This window comes from Plantactinospora sp. WMMB334, from assembly GCF_049179095.1.
Classification (GTDB): Bacteria; Actinomycetota; Actinomycetes; order Mycobacteriales; family Micromonosporaceae; genus Plantactinospora.
Genome location: NZ_JBMHME010000002.1, coordinates 5360743 through 5381368, shown reverse-complemented (window position 1 = coordinate 5381368; position 20626 = coordinate 5360743). Strand labels below are relative to the sequence as shown.

Below are 20626 nucleotides of genomic sequence, written 5' to 3'. Positions count from 1 at the left end.
ATCGCTACCACCCACCACGATAGAAGTAGAATGACCGAGGTAGAACACCTAAAACCATCGATAATAATCACAGCATTTGCCTCGATATTCACCCGTTCGGGTGACGATGAGCTGCCTCAAAGACCAGGCCGGGCAACGCACTCTTCTCGGCACGACCGCGCGTCGATCTCCACCCGCACTCCATCACTCAACGTGACGCTCGCCCGGCGGCAAAGCCGTACGTCGGATCTTGCTCGTCCACCCGCCAGTTCATGACAGAGGGTCTCGGACTCAGCTCGGTCATCCTGCCGGGCTGCGGCTGGCAACCGGCAACGTGGTGACCGTTCACGGCGTAGGGAGCTCATCGGCCCAGCTCCCGTGTGTGAGTGAGTGGTCGCGAGACGGCACTCTCGTCGACGGAGCGCCGCCGCTCGCGGGCGTACGGGTATGGCGGCCTGACGAGGCGGTGCGATGCGTGGGCCGCGTTCGGCGTGGGTACCGGCTTGCCCTCCACCTGGAGGATAATTGACCCATGGCGGCGGCGCGGTGAAAGGGTTGCAGCGCGCGGGTCGCCTGCTCATCGCCGTCTCTCTCGTCGGGCTGAGCATTTGGATCGTCGGTCGAGCGGCCGGGGCGGCCGGTGGGCCCGAGTTCGAACGGTGGGTCGGCTGGTCCAACGTGTTGGCCCTGCTGGTGGGCGCGATAGGCACTGCGCTTGTGCTGACCGAGCGGGTGCGGCAGGCGGGCGGGGACCGGGCTGGGCATGTCTTGGCTGACTTGGCGCGCGCGGTCGGCACGGATCTGGCGAGAGAGGCGGTGGCGCGTCAGCTCAGGCAGCCGGCGCCCATCATGATCAGGTGGTCCTCCACGGCGCGGGCGGCCGCAGGGCGCGACGTTGTGCTCGGCACCGCCAGCGGCAGGAGCTGGAAGCGGATGCCGCTAACCGGCAACGTGTCAACGGTTGCCAAGCAGTTCTTGGAATTGCCGCGACGGCAGCTGATGGTGCTCGGTGCGCCGGGTGCCGGCAAGACCGTGTTGGCCATGGAGTTTGCCCTGCAGTTGCTGGAGCTGCGCGTCGAAGGTGACGCGGTTCCGGTGGTGCTGCCTGTCAGTTCCTGGGAGCCTAAAGAGAGCCTCGAGGATTTCATCGTCCGGCGCGTCGACGCGGGCGAAGATGACATCACAACTCGCAGGCTGTTGCAGGACAAGCTGCTGATTCCGGTGTTAGACGGGCTGGACGAGCTGCCTGGCGGCCGGCTGGCGCAGGCGTTGACCGTAGTGAGCCGGTATGCGGCCGAGGGGCGCCCCCTAGTCGTCACCTGCCGGGCGGCCGAATACGACCGCGCGATCGCAGAATCAGGGGAGGTCGTGGCGGCCGCCGCTGTTATTGAGATCGAACCCGTCACCCTCGACGCGGTGATCGAGTTTCTGTCGGAGCCGGCGCCTAGTCGCCACCGTTGGGAACCGGTGTTCGCCTACCTCCGTGCGAATCCGGACAGCGCCCTGGCGGCCGCCCTGTCCACGCCCCTCATGGTCAACGTCGCTCGGATCGCCTATCGGGATCCGACCAGCCGGCCAGAATCTCTGCTCGCGGTGCGGAACGCTGAGGCCGTCGTTGGGCGACTCCTGGACACCTTCCTCGACACGGTCTATGAAGCATCTCGCCGACCCCGGCGATGGCTGGGTTTCCTGGCGTACGACCTGAGCCGTACCGACAGTCGGGAAATTGAATGGTGGCGACTGGGCAAACGCCCCTTGCGGGGACGCAGGCGCTTCATCCGCCGCTTGGCGGCCGTGTTCGTCCTGGTGACAGTCGTTGTCGTGGGTTTCCGTGCAGGCGGGTGGTGGGGTGCTGCTCAGCTCGGCGCAGCCGTCGTTATTGCCGGCAAGACGGCCACGTCTGAGGGCTTTCGCCGGCTGTGGCCGGCAAGCTGGCCGCCGGCGTCCTGGACAAGTAACGGCAACGGTCTGCCGTCGCGCATCTTCGGCCACCTCCGTCTGGGGCTTGCGTGCGGTCTGGCCCTCGGTCTGGCGTTCAGCGAGGTATTCAGCGGAGCTGCGGTTGGTCTCGGCGCGGGCACGGTCGCCGCTGTCTTCCTTGGCGTGCGGCCGCCGAATGTCGCCCCTCGCAGCCGCGCTCCCACCCACGGGTTCTGGAGTAACGCCCGGCAGGCGGTTCTGGCGGGCATTTCCTACGCGACTCTCGGACTCATCGGCGCAGCCGCCTGGGCCAGGTTCGAGGTCGTTCCCCGTCCGCTTCTACTGGGTGGGATGGTTGCAGCGACGTTTGGCCTGATCGCGGCGGCAACCGCCGGTGGGGCGACATGGCTGCGGTTTCGCGTGGTGCACCTGAGCCTGGTCCGGCGTGGATATCTTCCGTGGCGATTGTGGACCTTCCTCGACGACGCTTACCGTCGCGGAGTGCTGCGCCGATCCGGGACGGCCTACGAGTTCCGGCACGTTCTGTTGCAGAACCACCTGGCACGGCAAGCGGCACCGGACATTCTGCGCCGGCTGGCCCGGGGTGGGGATCGTGTTGCCGCCGACGAACTCGCTGATGTGCTGTCTGAGCAGGGTGACCTGGCTGGAGCTGCCGATACGCTCAAGCGGTCGGTGGGCGCCTTCGACGTCAAAGGTGCCGAGAAGCTCGCCGGGCTGCTGGTCGCCATGGGGGCGTTCGACGAATTGCGCCGGCGTGCCACACCGGGCCGCTACCTTGCGTTCGCCCGGCGCTATCTCCGCTGGGCGGGTCAGGTGGACGACTCGACCGAGGACGCCAATCCGTACGAGAACGCCCTGGTCGCTATCCTCGCCGAGCGGGGCGACCTCGCCGGCCTGCGTACTCTGGCCGATAAGAATCGGAGTCCGAACGCGGGTGCAGCCCTCGCGGATCTCCTAGCCGACCATGGGGATCGGGATGAGTTGCGGAGCCTGGCCGAGGCTCGTGACTGGGCGGCGGCGCGGAAGCTCGCCACGCTGCTGGAATCGGAAGGCGATCTCAGCGGTGCAGCCGACCTGCGCCACCGGCTGAGCAGGGCCGGTGACCGTGACTCCAGCCAGTGGATGTCCCGGTTCCTGCTCGCTCACGCTGATGCTTCCGATGCGATAGCCTTCGCCCACGATCAGATCACCCCGCTTAGGGCTTCCTCGCGGCGTCTCGTCGTCGATACGTACGTGCGCGCCGGCGATGTCGACGGAGCCGTCGCCTTCCTCCGCTCCCGCGGTCGGCGGATTAGAGACTTAGAGATCGAGTGGCTCGCCGACCTCCTCGCCGTACATGGCCGAATCGACGAGCTACGCGAGCTGGCAGCGGGTCGGGGTCACAAGTACGCGCACGCAGCGGACCGACTCGCCACCGTTCTCCTGGCTCGCGGAGCAGTCAACGAACTGCGGTCACGCTCCGATGCGGGTTGCCAATACGCGGCCGTGGCCCTGTTGGACCTGCTACAGGCTCAAGGGCGGATCAACGACATCCGGACAATGACGAGCAGACACGAGCAGGCTGGTGACCGGCTGGCCACGCTACTGGCACGGCAGGGCGACATTGAGGGGCTGCGAGACCTAGCGACACGCGGAAACGGTTCCGCCACGCGGCATCTGGCCGACGCCCTAGCCCGTAGCGGTGACCTATCTGTGGCAATAGGCCTGCTGCGCACCCGAGTAAGTAACGGCGATGGCATCGCCGCGTTCCGCCTCGCAGCGCTTCTCGCTCAGCATGAACGCGTCGCGGAGGGTGTCGAGATCGTGCAGGAACGGGCACAGGCGGGCGACGACGCAGCGAAGCAGATTCTCCCTTTGCTGACCATCGAACACGGATACACCGATGATGTCGTCGACGTCCTGAATTACATGGCGGCACAACCCGAGAATTCGTGGCGCTATGACTATGTCGAGCGCTACCAGGCAGGCAGGCTCGCCGCCGCCGGTGACGTTGCCGAACTCAGACGCCGGGCGGAGGGACCCGAGCGCAAGGAGGCCGAGCCCGCGGCGATTGCCCTCGCCGGCCTCCTCGCCCGCACCGGAGAGCCCGACGCCGCACTCGACGTTCTGAGGCCGTGGGTCGATCGCGGCCTCAGTGAGGCAAGCGAGCCCTACGCTCTGCTCCTCGCGACCACCGGTCGCAACGAGGAACTCGAGTCGAGGGCCTCTCTGGGAGACTGGGAGGCCTGGTGCTACTGGCAGCAAATACCCGGCAATGCGGGCAGGTCTCCCTTCCTGCATCCGAACGGCTGAGGCGCGGAACCCGTCGCCGAAGACGGCAACGACGTTCACCGCCGACGCGCCGGACCGGGATAGGGTCACCCACTTTACTCAGCACCGCACCAGAAAGGGCCGGATCTACTGCGCCGTCCGGGATGCCAAAGCCACGGGGAGCAATCGACCTTGCGGTATCGATAGCTCGGCCGCTGGGCTCCTCCGAGATCGCCGTGTCACCTCTACTTCCGGTGCACTCCACCGACACGTCCGGAAATGGAAAGTTGATGACCAGCACCGTCATCACCCACGGTGACGAGCGGATCGCGGCAGGTCCGGATGCCGTCGGCGGCCCCGCTCAGCGGCGGTGGTGGAGGTCTGTTCGTTTAGAAAGGAATCTCCGTAGCGATGCACGGGTCGTCTGCTATCACCTCCACCGCCAGCTCTACCTCCGCGGCCGATCCACCGGCAAACACCAGTCGGACTCGGTAGCCCCTGCCGTGGCCGTCTATCACCGATGACCAATCCCATGTGCTGACAATTGCGAAGGACTCCACGAGCGGGAGGCGCCAATCCGGTTGGTTCATGCGGGGCAGATCGGCGGCGCTCGTGTCGTCTCCGCCGCAGAGCATCGCGTCGGCGCCAGCGCGATCGCGTTCTTGCACGAGGGTCAGATACCGACCGATCTCCATGTCCGCTTCGCGTGATTCGTTGCGGTCGGAGTACCGAGCGAACCCAAGCGGCAGCCCGCAGAAGAGAAGTAGGCCAGCCACTACCGGCAGGGTCCAACTGAGCCGGTGAGCCTTGCTCTTCCGCACGGACTGCGATGGCGGATCGGACATGGTGGACGATCATATCAAGGCGGCCGTGCGAAGGATCACGACGGCGCCGGACCGGGCAGATCGCTACCTACTACCTATCGACGTAGAGGGCCGACAATGCACGGATATCGGCACCTGCGTGCGCGGGGATCGAGCCGACGCCTGCGCCGGACATCAACGGAGGGTGGCGGAATTCCCTGCGTTTCGGCGCGCTCGCTCGGCGGCAGATGAGCATGCCACCCGCGATCGTCACGCCCTGCGCCCGAGTTCGGTCATTTCGTTAGTGCCTGAGGTCCGCTTGTGGTGAGGGCGTCGATGATGGCCTGCCGGTCGGGGTCGATCTGGGGTGGGAACGTCTGCGTGGCGTCGTTGATCGCGAGGGTCGCCGAGCGCAGCGGTCGCAACTGGCGGAGGACGTTGCGGATCGCGAGTCCGGTGCGGGTCTGGACTTCGCGGGTGACGGCCAGGGCGGTGAACACGATGGTCAGGTGTGCCTCGATGGCGTCTTTCGTGTGGTGGAACATGGGCCGGGCGGCGAGGTCGGTCTTGGACATGCGGAAGGACTGCTCCACGTGCCACAGGTCGTGGTAGTTGGAGATCACTTCGCTGGGGCTCATCACGGTGTGGGGGATGTTGCTGACGTAGCCCTTGAGTCCGACCAGCTTCCGTGCCCTTGCGAGGGATGTTTCGTCGAGGGTGCGGGCGTCGCCGTTGACGGTGACGAACCTCGGGGTTCGGGTCGTCTTCTCCCCGGCGATGACGGCCCGCGCTCTCGCCTCTTGGGCGTTGAGGGTCTTGTTGTCCCGGGCGGCGCGTGTGGCCGAGTACGCCCACACCGCCCGCCACGCCGACGTGTGCGTTCGTGGGTTCCACACCGGCTCGGCCTTGAGGGCGGGGTCGTTGTCCCGGTTGGCGCCGGTTTTGGGGGTGACGGTGTCGATGATCTGCCCGTGGGTGAAGTAGTCCCCGTGCCAGCGGTAGTGGGACTCCAGGTCGATCGGCGCCTTGGTGGTGCGTGAACCGACGATGAAGCCGAGGCCGGCGGCGTCGAGTTCGCGTAGGTTGGCCGCGGAGAGCATGCCGGCGTCGGCGACGATGACCATGCCCGCGATGTGGTGGCGGGCCTGGAACTGGCCGATGATGGGCAGCAACGTCAGCGTCTCGGCCTTGTTGCCGGCGAAGCAGCCGATCTCCAACGGGAACCCGTGCCGGTCGACCAGCAGCCCGACGACGATCTGCGGGTCCACGCGTCGTTCCTTGGAGTACCCGACCTTGCGCAGGTCGTCCTCCTTGTCCGCCTCGAAGTACAACGTGGTCACGTCGTACAAGCAGAGGCTGACGTCGCCGCTGTTCAGGGCGTGGGCGAAGCACAGCCGCGCGATCTGGTCACGGTATGCGTCGGTGTGGGCGCGGGTCAGGGTGCGGCGCATCGTCTTTTCGCTGGCCGGCTCGCGGCCCAGGTCGGTCAGCACCCGGCCGGTGTCGCGGATCGAGGTCGGCTCCACGATCCGCGCGATCACCAGGTCCCGGAAAACCCTGTCGTCCAGGGCGTCGAAGCCCAGGGATGTGAACACCGAGGCCAGCACGTCGTACAGTACCCGCGACGCCGTCGACACCACCCGCGGTGCGGCGACCGCCGCCGGCCCACGATCCGGTGAGCCCTCGATGTCGAACAGCGCCGCGTCACCGGCCGGGCCGACCAGCGTCGCCTTCCGCGCGACCGGCTCGATGCCGAGCTCGAACTCGCCCTGCCCGGGATCTTCAAGCAGCTCGCGGGCCTGCGAGATCAGCAGCCCCAACTCGGCCTCGGTATGCGCCGAGCCCAGATGAGCAACGATCCGCCGACGGACTCGGCAATCTGCACCGCCGTCGCACCCGAGGCCGTCCGCACCCGCCGAATCCACGCCACGAAACCGAGCGTAGGACACCAATTAGTGCCTCAGAAACAACCCACCAACACCCAACACCCCAGGTCAGCGCGCTGCCCACCGTCGCGCCGCGAGCCGGTGACCAAACTCAGGTATCAAGGCGGCCGTGCGAAGGATCACGACGGCGCCGGACCGGGCAGATCGCTACCTACTACCTATCGACGTAGAGGGCCGACAATGCACGGATATCGGCACCTGCGTGCGCGGGGATCGAGCCGACGCCTGCGCCGGACATCAACGGAGGGTGGCGGAATTCCCTGCGTTTCGGCGCGCTCGCTCGGCGGCAGATGAGCATGCCACCCGCGATCGTCACGCCCTGCGGTCGCTGGCTTCCGCCAAATACTTGATGTGGGCTGCCCGCTGCTTCAGTAGCCGTCGCAGATACGGCGCGACCAAAACCCGGGTCGCCACCGCTCCCAACGGCCCTAAGGGCGCGCTGATGGTCAAGCGGTCAGTCATCTGCGTTTCGCCGCCATCGAGGACTTGGAAGAGATGCTCATGATGGAGTGCGCTGAAGGGACCCCGTGTCTGCTCGTCGACAAAGCGTGATGGGCGCTCATAGGCGGTGATACGGCTGGTCATGCACCACCACAGACCGAAATGCCGAGCGTGGAAGGTGACGTCGTCCCCGAGCGTGAGCCGCCGTCGACCTGTGCTGGTTGTGGCCGTTTCTTGACTGCCGTGCAGAGACGCGGCGTGAACGTTCACATCAAGTTCTAGGTCGAACACCACGTTCGGGGCAGCGTCGATGACGGACACTATCTCAATCAGCGTTGGCACGTCGGCACGCGGTATCAGTCGTGGGTGATCGAGAAACCAAGGATCACCGCAGCGGAAACCACTACATGCCCGGGTGCGAGATCCTGAGCGGAAGCCTCACTGCCCGAACCATGGCCACGGTAACGTTCGTGGCCCACGTTTTCTGGATCGACGTCATCGATGTGCACGACAGCACCGAGCCGAACCCCGGCCGCCTCGGCGTACAACTCGGCCTTCCGTCGAGCAGCCGCTACCGCCTGACGCCGAGCATCCGCGCGCATCTCAGCCTTCGTCGTAACGTCGAAGTCAACGGCCTCGATCTCGTTCGCGCCGGCGGCTACAACGTCATCGAGCAGCTGCTGAACGACGTCCAGACGGCCCGACTCCATGGCAAACGACGCCTGGCACTGATAGCCGAGGAACACCCGGTCTGCGCCATAGCCGCTCCACGAACTCTTGAGATCCAGCCGTGATCGCTCCACCGCACTGTCAGGAATGCCATAGTTTCGCAGCGCCTGACGCACCGCACGCACCGCCTCGGCTGCCGTATTGAATGCATCTGACGGCTTCTGTTCCACCCGCACGACCCGGAATCTCGCTCGGACCATGTCCGGCATGGACTTTACGCTCGCCGCGCCGTACGCGGTGACGCCCCACGGTCGCTCGATCAGCTGCATGACGATGATCTTACGAGGGCCTCCCACCGAGCGTTGTCCCGCTCGGCCTGCAGAACCCGACGTGATCGCCCGCCATCGGCACCTGGCATACACCGCCGAGGCGGCGGCGAAGCGGGCCCATTCGACATCCGCTCTCGGCAAGTCCGGGCATTCTCAGATCCCCACCAGCCGACTACCGACAGTAACGCTCGATCGGCGGCATGTGTGGACATCACTGCAGTAGGAGTCCATCAAGCGTCGGCCGCGTTCTCAGCGCGGCGAACCTCGCACTCGTCGAGGAGGCGTGCGAGGTAGCTGTAGGCCGCGAGCCGCTCCATGCCTTCCTGTTCGGAGAGCTCGTCTCGGGTGTGCGTGGTGACGTTTCGTATCGTGAGATTCAGTCCCGTCGCGAGCTGATTCAGGGCCTTCGCTAAGGGTTCCAGCCCGCCACGCATGCTCTTGTTCGTTTTATCAGACTTGTCTCCGGGCCAAGCCAGCTTTGGCCTCTGCGGCTCAGGGTCGCCCGCCGAGAGCGTCTGCTGCCAGAACACCGTGTCGTCGACGTCGTTGCGACCAAGCCGAGTCTTCCACTCCACGGTCAATGCCTCCGCGGCCTCACGCACTGCGACTCGATACTGATGCGTAGTCCAGTGGTCAGCGGCCGCTGACCAGATAAGGGGATGCAGTTGAGACGGAGCGAAGGCCGGTGCACCGGATACCGTTGCAGCTTCGGCCTCACTGATCATGGTCCTTAGTCGACCACGAACCGTCGCCGCCGTCATGCGCACGTCGCTGGGCGCTATCAGCGCCTTGGGAGCTGACATCAGCGACCAGTTTGCGATTGGGTCAATAGTTCCGATGCCGGCAACGGCGATGTACGCACCGGTGACAGCCACCGCACGAGCGGCCGCGCCAGCGGTCTCCGCGACATCCAGCTCGAGCCTTCGCAGCTCAGCCGGATCCTGGCGCTCCTTCGTCCATACAGTGGGGAAGAGCCCACGGGAGCTAAGGTGATCCGACTCTTCCTGAGTGACCATCCAACTATCGAAAGCCCGCTCAAACGCCTCGATCGCGTCCATGAGTCTTTTCAGGTAGTCGGTGCTGTACCCAGCCATCACTTCCAACTCCTCCGGGCCCTACAGGCTTCGCTCTTTCACCTGGCTGAGACTTTGCCGGTACTCGAACGCCTCGGGGAACTCATCATGCCGAACACCGCGACCTACGGGCCATCCACGACTGCTCGACGTCCTCCCAGTGGTTGACGGGCGGCCTGCAGCGCTGGCGCTCCTCGGTGCCACGCCTACGGAATGCCTACCTAACGGCAACCCTGGGTAGCGACCGAAAAAGTCATGACTTGCGCAGTGGACCACCCTGTTGAAGTCCTACTTTGCCGCCGATGGCTACACCGACCAGCACAACGCCGGCGGTGACGCTTATCGCCGACTTTGTCATCCACCGATCCAGGTAACGCTTGTTCTCAGAATCCTTCTCAGCGTCCTTATCGCTGAGCTGCATGAGCAGATCATTCAGATGTCTACGGGTCTCCGGGTCCAAGTCGTCGCGCTCGAGCTGAGCGATGATCGACGCCCTGGCCTCCCGCCGCCCCTGGTAGTCGTTCTCCTGGCTCTTGTCGTTGGACGCGAGGGTTGCCTCGTGCACCTTCCGCACGGTGGTCATCGCTTTGACGAGGATCTTTTGAATCTCGGGGAGCTGCTTGAGGACCGCCAGCCGGACGTCCTTATCCAGGTCGGGCATCATGGCCACCAGTTGCAGAACATGATCTTTGCTGAGCTTGCGCCAGTTGTCGATGCCCAGCGCCGTCCTCACGTCGTCTGCACCGGTGTAGTCCATGTTGGCCGCCTCGCTCCACCGAAGGATCCTTCGCGGCGCAGAGTCTAGCCCGGCCAGGCCCAGGCTCACTGGTGACGGCTCAGCCAGCCCGACGGTCTCGCATGCCAGGCTGCGAGAAGCACCCCCGCCAAGACCGCCAACTCAAGCTCTGCGACGAGTCATAGACGTGCGCTCATCGGCAGATCCGGATGCCGGCGAAAGCCCGCTGCTGCTACAGCGCATGAAGCACTCCTGCCAGTCAAGCCCGGCGGCCGAGGGAGTTGGTGGTTGTCCCGGCAGCGGTGGCAGTCCGGCACCCCGGGCCGCCTTCGGGGGACTCGACAACGGCCCGGGGTTCTACCTGGCGGACCGCCGCCGATCGGTCCGCCGTTCCGTTCGCGCCGCGCCGGAGGAAGAGGGCGCGAAGGGAACCAGGAAAGTCAGGAGTGTCGGCGCCGGGGGACCCAGTAGAGGATCTGTCCGACGATCATGGAGGGATTCCGGTCGGGCAGCGCTTCGAGGGCGTTTGCGAGGTGCGCGGCGAGATACATCATCAGTCCCACCCGGTCACCCTGGAAGCTGACCAGCAGGGCCAGCCGGGCGTCCTGACAGGGCCAGTCGTGCTCGCACACCCGGCAGGCGTACCTGTCCCCGGGAACGTGTTGCCCGACCGCGCCGGCTGCTGCCGTCCGACGCCGTGCCGCGTGCCGCTCCCATCGCGCCCACGGCCCGATCACGGCTACACCCGCTCGGCATGCCTGGCCCGGTCCTGCTGAGCCGGAGTCAGGCCGCCCGCCCGGCCGTTGGCCAGGTGCGCCCAGGTCGGCCCGTTCCATCCGTCGCGCCGGGGCTCACGCCGGGAGTCGGGGTAGTCGTTCCGCAGGTGCTCCGGCTGCGGGACGGAGGTAGGGGTGGGTGGCGGCGGTTCCGGTGTGGCCCGGTCCCGGGCCTGGGTACGGGACTGCCGTGCGATCGCGATCCTGCTCGCCTCGTTCCTGACCGCCCGCCGGAAGTCGTGCCGGCTGATGGGCGACACCGTCGGCTCGTACGGCATCGGTACCAGGTCGATCGAGTCCGGACAGACCCATCGGAAGCCGCATCGGCAGTAGCGCCAGAGGCGCCACCACGCCCGGCGATGGCGGGAATTGCGAGAGTGTCTCATGGCGAATGCCTCTCGTCCGGCAATTTGGGGGAACGTGGCGGCACGCCGGTCGTTACCGGATGCGCCGCCCCGTTGGCGCCCTGCCCGACGGGTACGAAGCGGGCATGCTTCCCGGACGGGGCGCTTGCGATCCACCCTGGACCGTGACGGCCTGATCACGGAAGATGAACGCATTGACCGCCTGCTGATGGCGACATCGCTACTGACCAACCGGGGTGATATGTATGAGTGGCCCATCGGCGTCACTGCCGGCCCGCATTCGGGAACTGCGCACCGAGCGGAAGCCGTCTCAGGACAGGCTTGCCGTCGCGATCGGTGTCTCGAAATCCTCCGTCCAGTATTTCGAGGCGGGGAAGCTGATTCCGCAGGAAGGCACGGCAGAGCGCCTTGACAATGTGTTCGGCACCGGCAGCGAGATTCAAGGGCTGGCGAAGACGGCCCACGAAGACCTGCGTCCGTGGCTGCGCCCGTGGGTCGAACATGAGCGTCGAGCTGTTCTGTTGCGCGCGTGGGAGCCGACGCTGATTCCCGGACTACTCCAGACCGAGGAATACATGCGGCTCGTGTTTGCCGCTGTCCCATCCAACATCGGCCGGCTTGATGAGGTAGTTGCGACCCGTTGCAGTCGTCAAGCGGCCGTGCTGGACCGCAAGCCGCCGGTAGAGATGGCTGTGATGGTCGAGGAATCCGCGTTGCACCGTGGACCGCCCGAAATCCTCAAGGCTCAACTGGAGCATCTGGTGGACATCGGCCACCGGCCTACCGTCCGGATCCGGGTCGTGCCGGACACGGCCGGCATCCATGCCGGGCTGGGGGGATCACTCGCGCTTGCCACGATGCCCGACGGACGGCGGGTCGGCTACCTCGACGACCTGCTACAAGGGAGGGTAGCGACCACCCCTGGTGACGTGCTCGAGCTGGAACTAGTCTGGGAGGCAGTGAACGAGCTGGCGCTGACTGCCGACCAGACCCGAGACATGATGCTGAGGATTATCAATGAGCAATGAACCAGTTTGGCGGAAGAGCACCCGATCCAACGGGTCGTCTGGCAACTGCGTTGAGGTTGCCGACAATCTTCCTGGCCGGGTACTTGTTCGGGACAGCAAGAATCGGGACGGCGGGATGCTGACCTTCGGGTCGCAGGCGTGGCGCGGCTTCGTCAACCTGGCGAAGTCGCACAGCTGACGCGGGTCCCGTCGCCGCGCTGGCGAGTACCCGGATGCTCTTTCGGCCAACGACGGCGCCGGGCGCCGGAAACGAATCCGGCGCCCGGCGGCGGTCGGTTCGGTGGCGTGGTCAGGCCGGTGAGACGCCGTCCTTGGCGCGGGCCTTGAGCGCGCGCACGACTCCGTCCCGGCCCTCGGCGACCAGCCGGCGCAGCGGCGCCGGATGCCCCGGCTGCGCCAGCCAGGCGTCGGTGGCCCGGATCGTCTCCTCGTTGATCTGGTACGCCGGGTAGGCGAGCATGACGAACTCCTGCGCCGGCTCGCTGTCCCGGCTCGCCCAGACCTGGTCGACGACCTGGAAGAACCGCTCGGCGTACGGTGCGGTCAGCTCGACCTGCGCCGGGTGCTGGAAGCCCTGCAGCAGCGCCCGGTGCCGCCAGTTCGGCAGCACCTCGTCGCCGGTCAGGCCGCGCCACACCGTGGCCTTGTTCTCGGCCGTCGGCACCAGCGCGCGGGCGAGCGCGGCCTCCCGCTCACCGCCCGACGTCCGGTCGGCGGCCAGCTCCGCGTCGATCTCGGCGGCACCCGCCGCACCGTTGGCCACCAGGGCGCGGAGCACGGTCCAGCGCAGCTCGGTGTCGACGGTCAGCCCGGCCGGCACCTCGACGCCGTCCAACCAGCCCCGCAGCACGGCCAGCTCCTCCTCGGTGCGTGCCGCCGAGGCGTAGGTGCGGGCCCAGGCGAGTTGCAGCCCGCTGCCCGGCTCGGCGGCGCGCAGCGCGGTCGCGGCGGTACGGGCGAGCTGGGCCCAGCCGGTCGGTGCCCACTCCGGCGTGGCGTACGAGACGAGGGTGGCGGAGACCTGGCGCAGCGTCGCGGTGACCAGGTTGATGTCGGTCTCGGCGGGGAGCCCGGCCAACCCCAGCGCCACGTAGTCCCGGGCGGCCAGCTCGGCGTCCCGGGCCATGTCCCAGGCCGCGGCCCAGCAGAGACCCCGGGCCAGCGACGACTCGATCGCGGCGATGTGGCGTACCACCGTCGCCATCGAGCGGTCGTCCAGCCGGAGCTTGGCGTAGGTCAGGTCGTCGTCGTTGAGTAGCAGCACGTCCGGGGCGGCCACGCCGGCGAGCTGTGGCAGCTCGATCCGCTCGCCGGCCACGTCGACCTCGATCCGGTCCCGCCGGACCAGCCGGCCGTCGGTCAGGTCGTAGAGGCCGACCCCGATCCGGTGGGTACGCAACGTCGGGTGCTCGGCCGGCGCCTCCTGCCGCACCGCCACCGATTGGTACGTGCCGTCCGGCCCGATCGACACCTCGGGACGCAGCGTGTTGACCTGGGAGGTCTCCAGCCACTCGGCCGCGAACTTGCGCAGTTCCCGGCCGGAGGCGGCCTCCAGCTCGCTGAGCAGGTCGTCGAAGGTGGCGTTGCTCCAGGCGTACCTGTCGAAGTAGCTGCGCAGCCCCTGCCGGAACGGCCCCTCCCCGACGTACGCGACGAGCTGCTTGAGCACGCTGGCGCCCTTGGCGTACGTGATGCCGTCGAAGTTGACCTCGACGGCCTCCAGGTCCGGAATCTCGCAGTAGACCGGATGGGTGGAGGAGAGCTGGTCCTGCCGGTAGCCCCAGTTCTTGCGGACGGAGAGGAAGGTCGTCCAGGCGTCGGAGAAGCGGGTGGCGTTGGTGTTGGCCCAGTGGCTGGCCCACTCGGCGAAGGACTCGTTGAGCCACAGGTCGTTCCACCAGCGCATGGTGACCAGGTCGCCGAACCACATGTGCGCCAGTTCGTGCAGGACCGTGTTGGCCCGCTGCTCGTACTCGAAGTCGGTCACCTGGGACCGGAACAGGTAGTGCGCCTCGGCGTGCGTGACGCAGCCGAAGTTCTCCATCGCACCCGCGTTGAAGTCGGGCACCCACACCTGGTCGTACTTTGGCAGCGGGTAGCGGACGCCGAACTGCTCGTGGAAGAAGTCGAAGCCCTGGGTGGTGATCAGGTTCAGCTCGTCGGAGTCGAGGTGCCGCGCCATGCTGGTCCGGCAGAAGTAGCCGAGGTCGATGCCGTCGTGGCGGTAGCGCACCTCGTGGTAGGGACCGGCGCAGAGCGCGGTGACGTAGCTGCTCATCCGGGCCGATTCGGCGAAGTGGACCGTTTTGCTCTCCGCGCCGGCCGGCTCCTCGGCGCCTACCGGCATGTTGGAGATCACCCGCCAGTGTGCCGGCACGGTGGCGTGCCAGGTGAAGACGCTCTTCAGGTCGGGCTGGTCGAAGCAGGCGAAGACCCGCTGCGCGTCGGCGGTCTCGAACTGGCTGTAGAGATAGGTCTCGCCGTCGACCGGGTCGACGCTGCGGTGCAGCCCTTGCCCGCTGGAGGAGAAGAGGAAGTTTGCGTCCACGACCAGGGTGTTCTCGGCGGCCAGACCGGTAAGCGCGAGTCCGGCCTCGGCGGACCAGCCGGACAGGTCGACGGGCGCGCCGTTGAGCGTCGCGCCGCGTACCGAATCGGCCGCCACCTCGATGAAGGTGTGGGCACCGGGCTCGGCGCACCGGAACCGGACCTCGGTCGTCGAACGGAAGGTGCGGCTCTGCGCGCCCTGCCCCGCAGACGACAGGTCCAGGCGGATGTCGTAGCCGGTGACGTCGAGCAGGCGGCCCCGCTCGGTGGCCTCGACCTGGGTCAGGTTACGCACTCCTGGCACGTGAATCTCCATCCATCTTCCCGCTGGCTGTCCCCGTTGACAGCGTCAAGCCATCCCCACGGCTCGACGTCGAGTGTTTCATGCCGGCGGTCCGGGCACCGGTGCTCCACATCACGGTCTCATCCCCGCTGTCGACAAACGGCCGTCGGGGGGAAGATCTGTAACGGTGCCGCAGGTCCCGACCTCTCCGACGGCGAAGGGAGCCGTGCCTTGTCCGAGCGCGCATCCGTTGACATGTTCTTCGACCCGGTCTGCCCGTGGGCCTGGATCACCTCGCGATGGCTGCTGGAGGTGGAACGGGTCCGTCCGGTCGACATCCGGTTCCGGGTGATGAGTCTCGTCGTGCTCAACGCGGGCCGGGACGGCCGCTCCGACGGCGACCAGGACGGGCCGGAAAGCAAGTGGGGCCCGGTCCGGGTCTGCGTCGCCGTCGAGCAGCGGTACGGCTCCGCGGCCGTCGGCAGGCTCTACACCGCGCTCGGCAACCGGATCCACATCGACAGGGAGGAGCGGGGCCCGGAGCTGTACCGTGCGGCGCTGGCCGATGCCGGCCTGGACCCGGCACTGGCCGACGTCGCCGGCTCCACCGGGTACGACGAGGCGCTGCGGGCCAGTCACGACGCCGGGATGAAGCCGGTGGGTCAGGACGTCGGCACGCCGGTGATCCACGCCCCCGGCCCGGTGCCGGGAGAGACCGTCGCGTTCTTCGGCCCGGTGATCACCCCGGCTCCGAAGGGAGAGGCGGCCGGCCGGCTCTGGGACGGCGTACTGCTGGTCGCCGGCACTCCCGGCTTCTACGAGTTGAAGCGGACCCGCAACGAGCGGCCGAGCTTCGACTGAGGCGCATCCGCACGGCATCCCCCGGGCGGCGACGGTGGCGTGTCGCCGGCCGGGGCGCCCACGGGGTGGACAGGGTCGGGGTGTCCGCACGCCGGTTCCGCCGCCGCCGGTAGCGTTCCGGCACATGACGGTCGTGCATCCGATCACCCGAGCCTGGGTCACCACTGGCGGCACCGGCGCGCAGAACTACGACGAGTTCGCCGACGACGCGGAGATCACGGCGATCATCCGGGACAACCCATCCAGCGCACTCGCGATCGAGATGCCGCACCGGGCGCCGGAGAGCCTCGGGAGGTCGTTCACGGACGCCCTGTCCGACGCCGTCGCCCGGCTGGCGCGGGCGCGGGCCGACGGCAGCTACACCCCGGCCGAGCAGGTCGTGGTGCTCTACCGGATCAGCGCGCCGGGTGAGGAGCCCGGTTACGGGATGTTCGCGATGGTCGACACCGACCAGATCTCCACCAGCGCGGACGAGCCCGGGCTGGTGATCCGCAACGAGGACGTCTTCATCGCCAAGGTGCGGGAGCGGGTGGCGCTGGCCGAGGCGACCGGTCACCTCCTCTCGCCGGTGCTGCTGCTCCAGACCGGCAACCGGTCCGGCGGCTCGGCCGGAGGTGACGGCGTCGGCGGGAGCGGCACCCCGGGTGCCGGTGCCGGCGGGAGCGGTGCCGGCGGGAGCGGTGCCGAGCCGGGGGGCAACGCCGGCGAGGCGCTGCACCGGGCGCTCGCCGAGGCCACCGACACGGCCGGCGCGCCCGCCGCGACCGACATCGACCAGGCGGGACGCACCCACGCGATCTGGCTGCTCGGGCCGGGAGCGCGCCAGAGCGAGCTGCTGGCGCTCGCCGGTGCCGGCGAGCTGGTCGTCGCCGACGGCAACCACCGCAGCCTGGCCGCGCAGACCGGCGGGCTACCCCGGTTTCTCGCCGTGGTCACCACCCCCGCCTCGGTGGCGATCCAGCCCTACAACCGACTGGTCAGCGAGCTGACCAGTACCCCGGAGGAGCTGGTCGACCGGCTCCGCGCTGCCGGCGCCCGGATCGAGCCGGTGCCGGGCCCGGCGGCGGTGCCGGCCGCCGGCGGCACGATCCAGCTCTACACGGCCGGCACGACCTACGCGGTCACCCTTCCCGCCGGCTCCGGCGGCGGGGTGGAGAACCTCGACCACGCACTCGTCGAGCGGGTGCTGCTGCGGGACGCGCTCGGGCTCGACCCCGGCGACAAGCGGATCACGTACGTCGGCGGCGACTACCCGGCGAGCTGGCTGGTCGGCGAGGTCGACGCGGGCCGGGCGGAGCTGGCGATCCTGATCGCTCCGGTGACCGTGCAGGACTTCGTCGCGGTCAACCTTGCCCGGCAGAAGATGCCCCGCAAGAGCACCTGGTTCACCCCGAAGGCCCGGGCCGGGCTGGTCCTGGCCGAGCTGGACCGGGGCACCACCCCGGAGTGAGGGCTCCGCTGTGATCCGTTCGGCGCTGGCCCGTGCCTGCGCGCGGACCGCCGTGGCGGGCTGAGAGACTGCCCGGTATGCGCGTCTATCTGGGATCCGACCACGCCGGCTACGAACTCAAGGTGCACCTGGCGAACCACCTTGCCAAGCAGGGCTACGAACTGGTCGACGTCGGGCCGTTCCTCTTCGACCCGGACGACGACTACCCGGTCTTCTGCCTGCACAGCGGTGCCCGGGTGGTGGCCGACCCGGGCAGCCTCGGTGTGGTGATCGGCGGTTCGGGCAACGGCGAGCAGATCGCCGCCAACAAGGTCGTCGGGGTGCGCGCCGCGCTCGCCTGGAACGTCGAGACCGCCCAGCTCGCGCGGCAGCACAACGATGCGAACGTGGTCGCGGTCGGCGCCCGGCAGCACACCCTGGACGAGGCGACGGCGATCGTGGAAGCCTTCCTCACGACGCCGTTCTCCGGCAACGGGCGGCACGCCCGGCGGATCGGGCAGGTCGCCGAGTACGAACGCTCGGGCGCCCTGCCGGCGCTGCCGGCCGCGTCGTAACGGCCCGCCACCCGCCGCGTCGTCACGACGCTCCGCCGACGTGGCGGTCGGGCGGGCGCTCAGCGACCGCCGCGCGGCAGTTCGTCGCGGGGCACCCAGTTACGCCGGATCAGCACCAGCCGTTCGGCCGCCTCGGCGAGATCGGCATCGGTCGGCCGGGCCGCGTCCCGGGCACGCATCGCCGCGGCGACGCTCACCTGGGAGGCGCCCGAGCCGATCAGCCCGCGCAGGCCGCGTTCCGCGTCCCGCTCCTCCCCGGACGTGCCCGGTCCGGTGCCCGGGTCGGCGCCGCGCCGCGCCTCGCCGGCCCGGTCGCCGGGACCGCCCGACGGATCGTGGCGCAGCCGCCGCCGTCGGCGCTCCGGGTCGGTCACGGCGCCTCCTCACTGCGTTCGGCCACGCGCCCGACCCTACTCCTTCCCGCTCGCCGGGCCTTCGGTCGCGGCCCGCTCGCCGGACCTTCGGTCGCGGCCCGCTCGCCGGACCTTCGGCAGCGGCGCGTCAGCCTGCCGCTGGTCGCCCACGGGCGCGCGGCTCGCGGCTCGGAAGCGCGTGGCCTCCGGCTCAGGAGCGGCTCAGAAGATCGCCAGACCGGCGGGCGCGCGGTGCCAGCCGAACGCGGCGGACGTCCGGGCCAGGGCGCCGGGGCGAAGTTCCCGGACCCGGCCCGCCATGCCCAGCGCCGCCAGGGACGGACCTCCGAGGTAGGCGGCACCGAGATCGCGTACGTCGCAGGCCAGCTCGACGGGGTCGTCGGTACGCCGGCATCGGGCCGTCCCGCCGGCAACCGTCAACCGCCACCGCCCCGCGTTCTCCGGCAGCAGCGGGTCGCTGACCTCCAGCACCACGTCGACATCGGCGGCGTAGCTGCGGGCGGCGAGTGCCGCCGGCAGGTCGACGATCCGGATCCAGAGGCCGGGCGCGAGCACGGCGCCGAGCTGGCGCGGCTCGTCGACCAGGTGCTGCAACGGCTCGTCGACGGCGGCGAAGAGATAGGAGAGGTGCCGGGTCAGATCGATGTTGAGCAGGAACCGCCACAGCGTCGCGTACGCCGCCGGGTCGGCGGCCACCAGCTCGTCGAGGGTCACCGCCGCCCTCGGACCACGCTCGTCCCAGCCGGCGCGGCTGCGCCAGAGGGCGTAGCCGACCGGTCCGTCGGCCGTCTCGGCGAGTACGGCGAACCGGGGCGTGGCACCGCCGGATCGCTCGGTGCCGCCCTCGGCCAGGATGTACCGCCACCACGGATCGGGCCGGCTGGACCAGCCCGGCCGCTCGGGGCGGAGCCGGTCCCAGAGGGCGGCCAGGACGGGTTGCAGGGCGACGGGGTCGCCGGTGCGGAGCGTGATCGGTGGCGTGGCGGCGCGTCCGGTGCCCGGATGGGCCTGCCCGGTGCCGTCGGGCTCGACCAGGCGCAGCTCGGCGGTGTGGACGTCAAGCTGCAACCGCTGTGATGCCTGCCCGTAGCCGAACCGGGGATAGATCGGACTCTCGCTGGCCCAGAGCACCGCGACGGGCTCGTCACCGGTGGTCAGGATGTCGCGCAACTGTCGCCGCATCAGCTGGCTGAGCAGCCCCTGCCGCCGATGGGTGGCCGCCACCGCGACCCGGGTGACGTGCGCCGCCGGCACCACCGCACCCGGCACGGTCAGCTCCCGGGTGAACGCCGCCGCGTGCGCCACCACGGACTCCCCGGAGCGGACCAGCAGGGACCGGTCGGGTTCGCCGACGGCCCGGGTCGCCTCCGCCGCCGCCGGGTCGTCCGGGAAACTGTGGAAGGCGGTGTTCAGCAGCGCGGCGGTGCCGTCCCAGTCGGCCGCGGTGCCGACCTCGATCGCCGGCGATGACGGGGGTCCGGTGTCGGTCATCGCCCCTGTCTAGTCGATCGCCGGTGCCCCGGCGAATGGTTTAACCGGCTGGCTACCCTCGGAACCGGGACGGGTTCCGGGCCCGCGCGATGGGGAGGACTACGACAGATGGCAGACCAGACGCAACCGTGGGCCGAGCGGACCGTCGAGATGCCGCCCGACGCGCAGCACCCCGCTACGCCGCCGGTGCCGGAGGGCTTCCGGCGGGGCGTGGCACAGGTCGGGGTGCCCCGGTCGGGTACCGGGCCGGAGGCGCCGCACGAGCCGACCGGCACCGGCTGGCCGGCGGCCGAGCCGGAGCGGGAGCAGCTCCCGCCGGGCTACCACTGGCGGCAGCTCCGCATCGGACGCCACTGGAGCGTGATGGGTGGTCTCTTCGCCTTCGTCTGCTGGGGGATCTGGGCGATCTCGGCGCGGGGCGACCTGACGAGCCCGGTGGTCACCTTCGTGCTGACCCTCTTCGTCGCGGTCGGCCTCTTCGCGCTGGCCCGGTTGGTCGGGCGGGTGATCTGGGAGCGGCAGTTCGGACGGATCCGCCGCAGCGCCCGGGGGGCACACCTGGTGACAGGGCTGTTCCTGGCCGGGGTCGGGGTGGCGTACCTGCGCCAGACGGAGTGGGTCGTCGACCTCTGGAACTGGGTGGCGAGCCTCTGAGCGGGCGACAAGTCACAATTTGGTCACTCGACAGTTACTGTCTGCGCGCCTTCTGATTACTGGGCGCTATATTCGG

General features: G+C 68.7%; 17 protein-coding genes and 1 pseudogene. 7 read left to right on the top strand and 11 right to left on the bottom strand.

The window, feature by feature from the left end; genetic code table 11:
• The first annotated feature begins 504 nt into the window (after positions 1-504).
• On the top strand, positions 505-4212 hold the full coding sequence (locus tag ACN27G_RS22980) for an NACHT domain-containing protein (protein ID WP_421494838.1): 3708 nt from the start codon (positions 505-507) through the stop codon (positions 4210-4212).
• A 347-nt stretch (positions 4213-4559) separates the two neighbouring features.
• On the opposite strand, the gene ACN27G_RS22975 is transcribed toward ACN27G_RS22980, so the two are convergent.
• The 8 genes and pseudogenes from ACN27G_RS22975 to ACN27G_RS22940 all read right to left on the bottom strand — a co-directional run bounded on the left by ACN27G_RS22975 (position 4560) and on the right by ACN27G_RS22940 (position 11203).
• Positions 4560-5015 (bottom strand): hypothetical protein, encoded by a 456-nt coding sequence (locus tag ACN27G_RS22975; protein WP_421494837.1) that lies wholly within the window; start codon positions 5013-5015, stop codon positions 4560-4562.
• A gap of 251 nt (positions 5016-5266) precedes the next feature.
• Positions 5267-6903, bottom strand: a pseudogene (locus tag ACN27G_RS22970) (IS1634 family transposase).
• Between the two features lie 328 nt (positions 6904-7231).
• Positions 7232-7681, bottom strand: a complete 450-nt coding sequence (locus ACN27G_RS22965) for an SRPBCC family protein (RefSeq protein WP_421494836.1) — start codon at positions 7679-7681, stop codon at positions 7232-7234.
• 35 nt (positions 7682-7716) lie between these two features.
• Positions 7717-8358: an SIMPL domain-containing protein gene (locus tag ACN27G_RS22960; protein ID WP_421494835.1), complete on the bottom strand. Its 642-nt coding sequence runs from the start codon at positions 8356-8358 to the stop codon at positions 7717-7719.
• Positions 8359-8588: 230 nt separating this feature from the next.
• Positions 8589-9452, bottom strand: coding sequence for a TIGR02391 family protein (locus ACN27G_RS22955; protein WP_421494834.1), 864 nt, complete (start codon positions 9450-9452; stop codon positions 8589-8591).
• Between the two features lie 232 nt (positions 9453-9684).
• On the bottom strand, positions 9685-10188 hold the full coding sequence (locus ACN27G_RS22950) for a hypothetical protein (protein WP_421494833.1): 504 nt from the start codon (positions 10186-10188) through the stop codon (positions 9685-9687).
• 419 nt (positions 10189-10607) lie between these two features.
• Positions 10608-10799 (bottom strand): flavin reductase, encoded by a 192-nt coding sequence (locus ACN27G_RS22945; RefSeq protein WP_421494832.1) that lies wholly within the window; start codon positions 10797-10799, stop codon positions 10608-10610.
• 107 nt (positions 10800-10906) lie between these two features.
• A complete protein-coding gene (locus ACN27G_RS22940; protein WP_421494831.1) occupies positions 10907-11203 on the bottom strand; it encodes a hypothetical protein in 297 nt (98 codons plus the stop codon).
• A 350-nt stretch (positions 11204-11553) separates the two neighbouring features.
• On the opposite strand from ACN27G_RS22940, the gene ACN27G_RS22935 reads away from it, so the two are divergent.
• Together ACN27G_RS22935 and ACN27G_RS22930 are read left to right on the top strand one after the other, a co-directional pair.
• The gene (locus ACN27G_RS22935; RefSeq protein WP_421494830.1) at positions 11554-12336 is read left to right on the top strand and encodes a helix-turn-helix domain-containing protein; all 783 of its coding nucleotides are present in this window, start codon (positions 11554-11556) and stop codon (positions 12334-12336) included.
• The gene (locus tag ACN27G_RS22930; protein ID WP_421494829.1) at positions 12326-12514 is read left to right on the top strand and encodes a DUF397 domain-containing protein; all 189 of its coding nucleotides are present in this window, start codon (positions 12326-12328) and stop codon (positions 12512-12514) included. The genes ACN27G_RS22935 and ACN27G_RS22930 overlap by 11 nt, the downstream gene beginning before the upstream one ends.
• A 111-nt stretch (positions 12515-12625) precedes the next feature.
• On the opposite strand, the gene pepN is transcribed toward ACN27G_RS22930, so the two are convergent.
• Entirely contained in the window at positions 12626-15178 is a 2553-nt protein-coding gene (gene pepN, locus ACN27G_RS22925; protein ID WP_421497423.1) for an aminopeptidase N, read from the bottom strand.
• A gap of 219 nt (positions 15179-15397) precedes the next feature.
• Between pepN and ACN27G_RS22920 the strand changes: the two genes are divergently transcribed.
• The 3 genes from ACN27G_RS22920 (at position 15398) to ACN27G_RS22910 (ending at position 18031) form a co-directional block, all read left to right on the top strand.
• Positions 15398-16027: a disulfide bond formation protein DsbA gene (locus ACN27G_RS22920; protein WP_421494828.1), complete on the top strand. Its 630-nt coding sequence runs from the start codon at positions 15398-15400 to the stop codon at positions 16025-16027.
• A 124-nt stretch (positions 16028-16151) separates the two neighbouring features.
• Positions 16152-17477 carry a DUF1015 family protein gene (locus ACN27G_RS22915; RefSeq protein WP_421494827.1) on the top strand — a complete coding sequence of 442 codons (1326 nt, stop codon included), beginning with the start codon at positions 16152-16154 and terminating at the stop codon, positions 17475-17477.
• 77 nt (positions 17478-17554) lie between these two features.
• On the top strand, positions 17555-18031 hold the full coding sequence (locus ACN27G_RS22910; protein WP_421494826.1) for a ribose-5-phosphate isomerase: 477 nt from the start codon (positions 17555-17557) through the stop codon (positions 18029-18031).
• 59 nt (positions 18032-18090) lie between these two features.
• Here ACN27G_RS22910 and ACN27G_RS22905 read toward each other — a convergent pair whose 3' ends face one another.
• Together ACN27G_RS22905 and ACN27G_RS22900 are read right to left on the bottom strand one after the other, a co-directional pair.
• Positions 18091-18405, bottom strand: coding sequence for a hypothetical protein (locus ACN27G_RS22905; protein ID WP_421494825.1), 315 nt, complete (start codon positions 18403-18405; stop codon positions 18091-18093).
• 201 nt (positions 18406-18606) lie between these two features.
• The gene (locus tag ACN27G_RS22900) at positions 18607-19896 is read right to left on the bottom strand and encodes a GNAT family N-acetyltransferase (RefSeq protein ID WP_421494824.1); all 1290 of its coding nucleotides are present in this window, start codon (positions 19894-19896) and stop codon (positions 18607-18609) included.
• 108 nt (positions 19897-20004) lie between these two features.
• Between ACN27G_RS22900 and ACN27G_RS22895 the strand changes: the two genes are divergently transcribed.
• Positions 20005-20550, top strand: coding sequence for a hypothetical protein (locus ACN27G_RS22895; protein WP_421494823.1), 546 nt, complete (start codon positions 20005-20007; stop codon positions 20548-20550).
• The last annotated feature ends 76 nt before the right edge of the window (positions 20551-20626 follow it).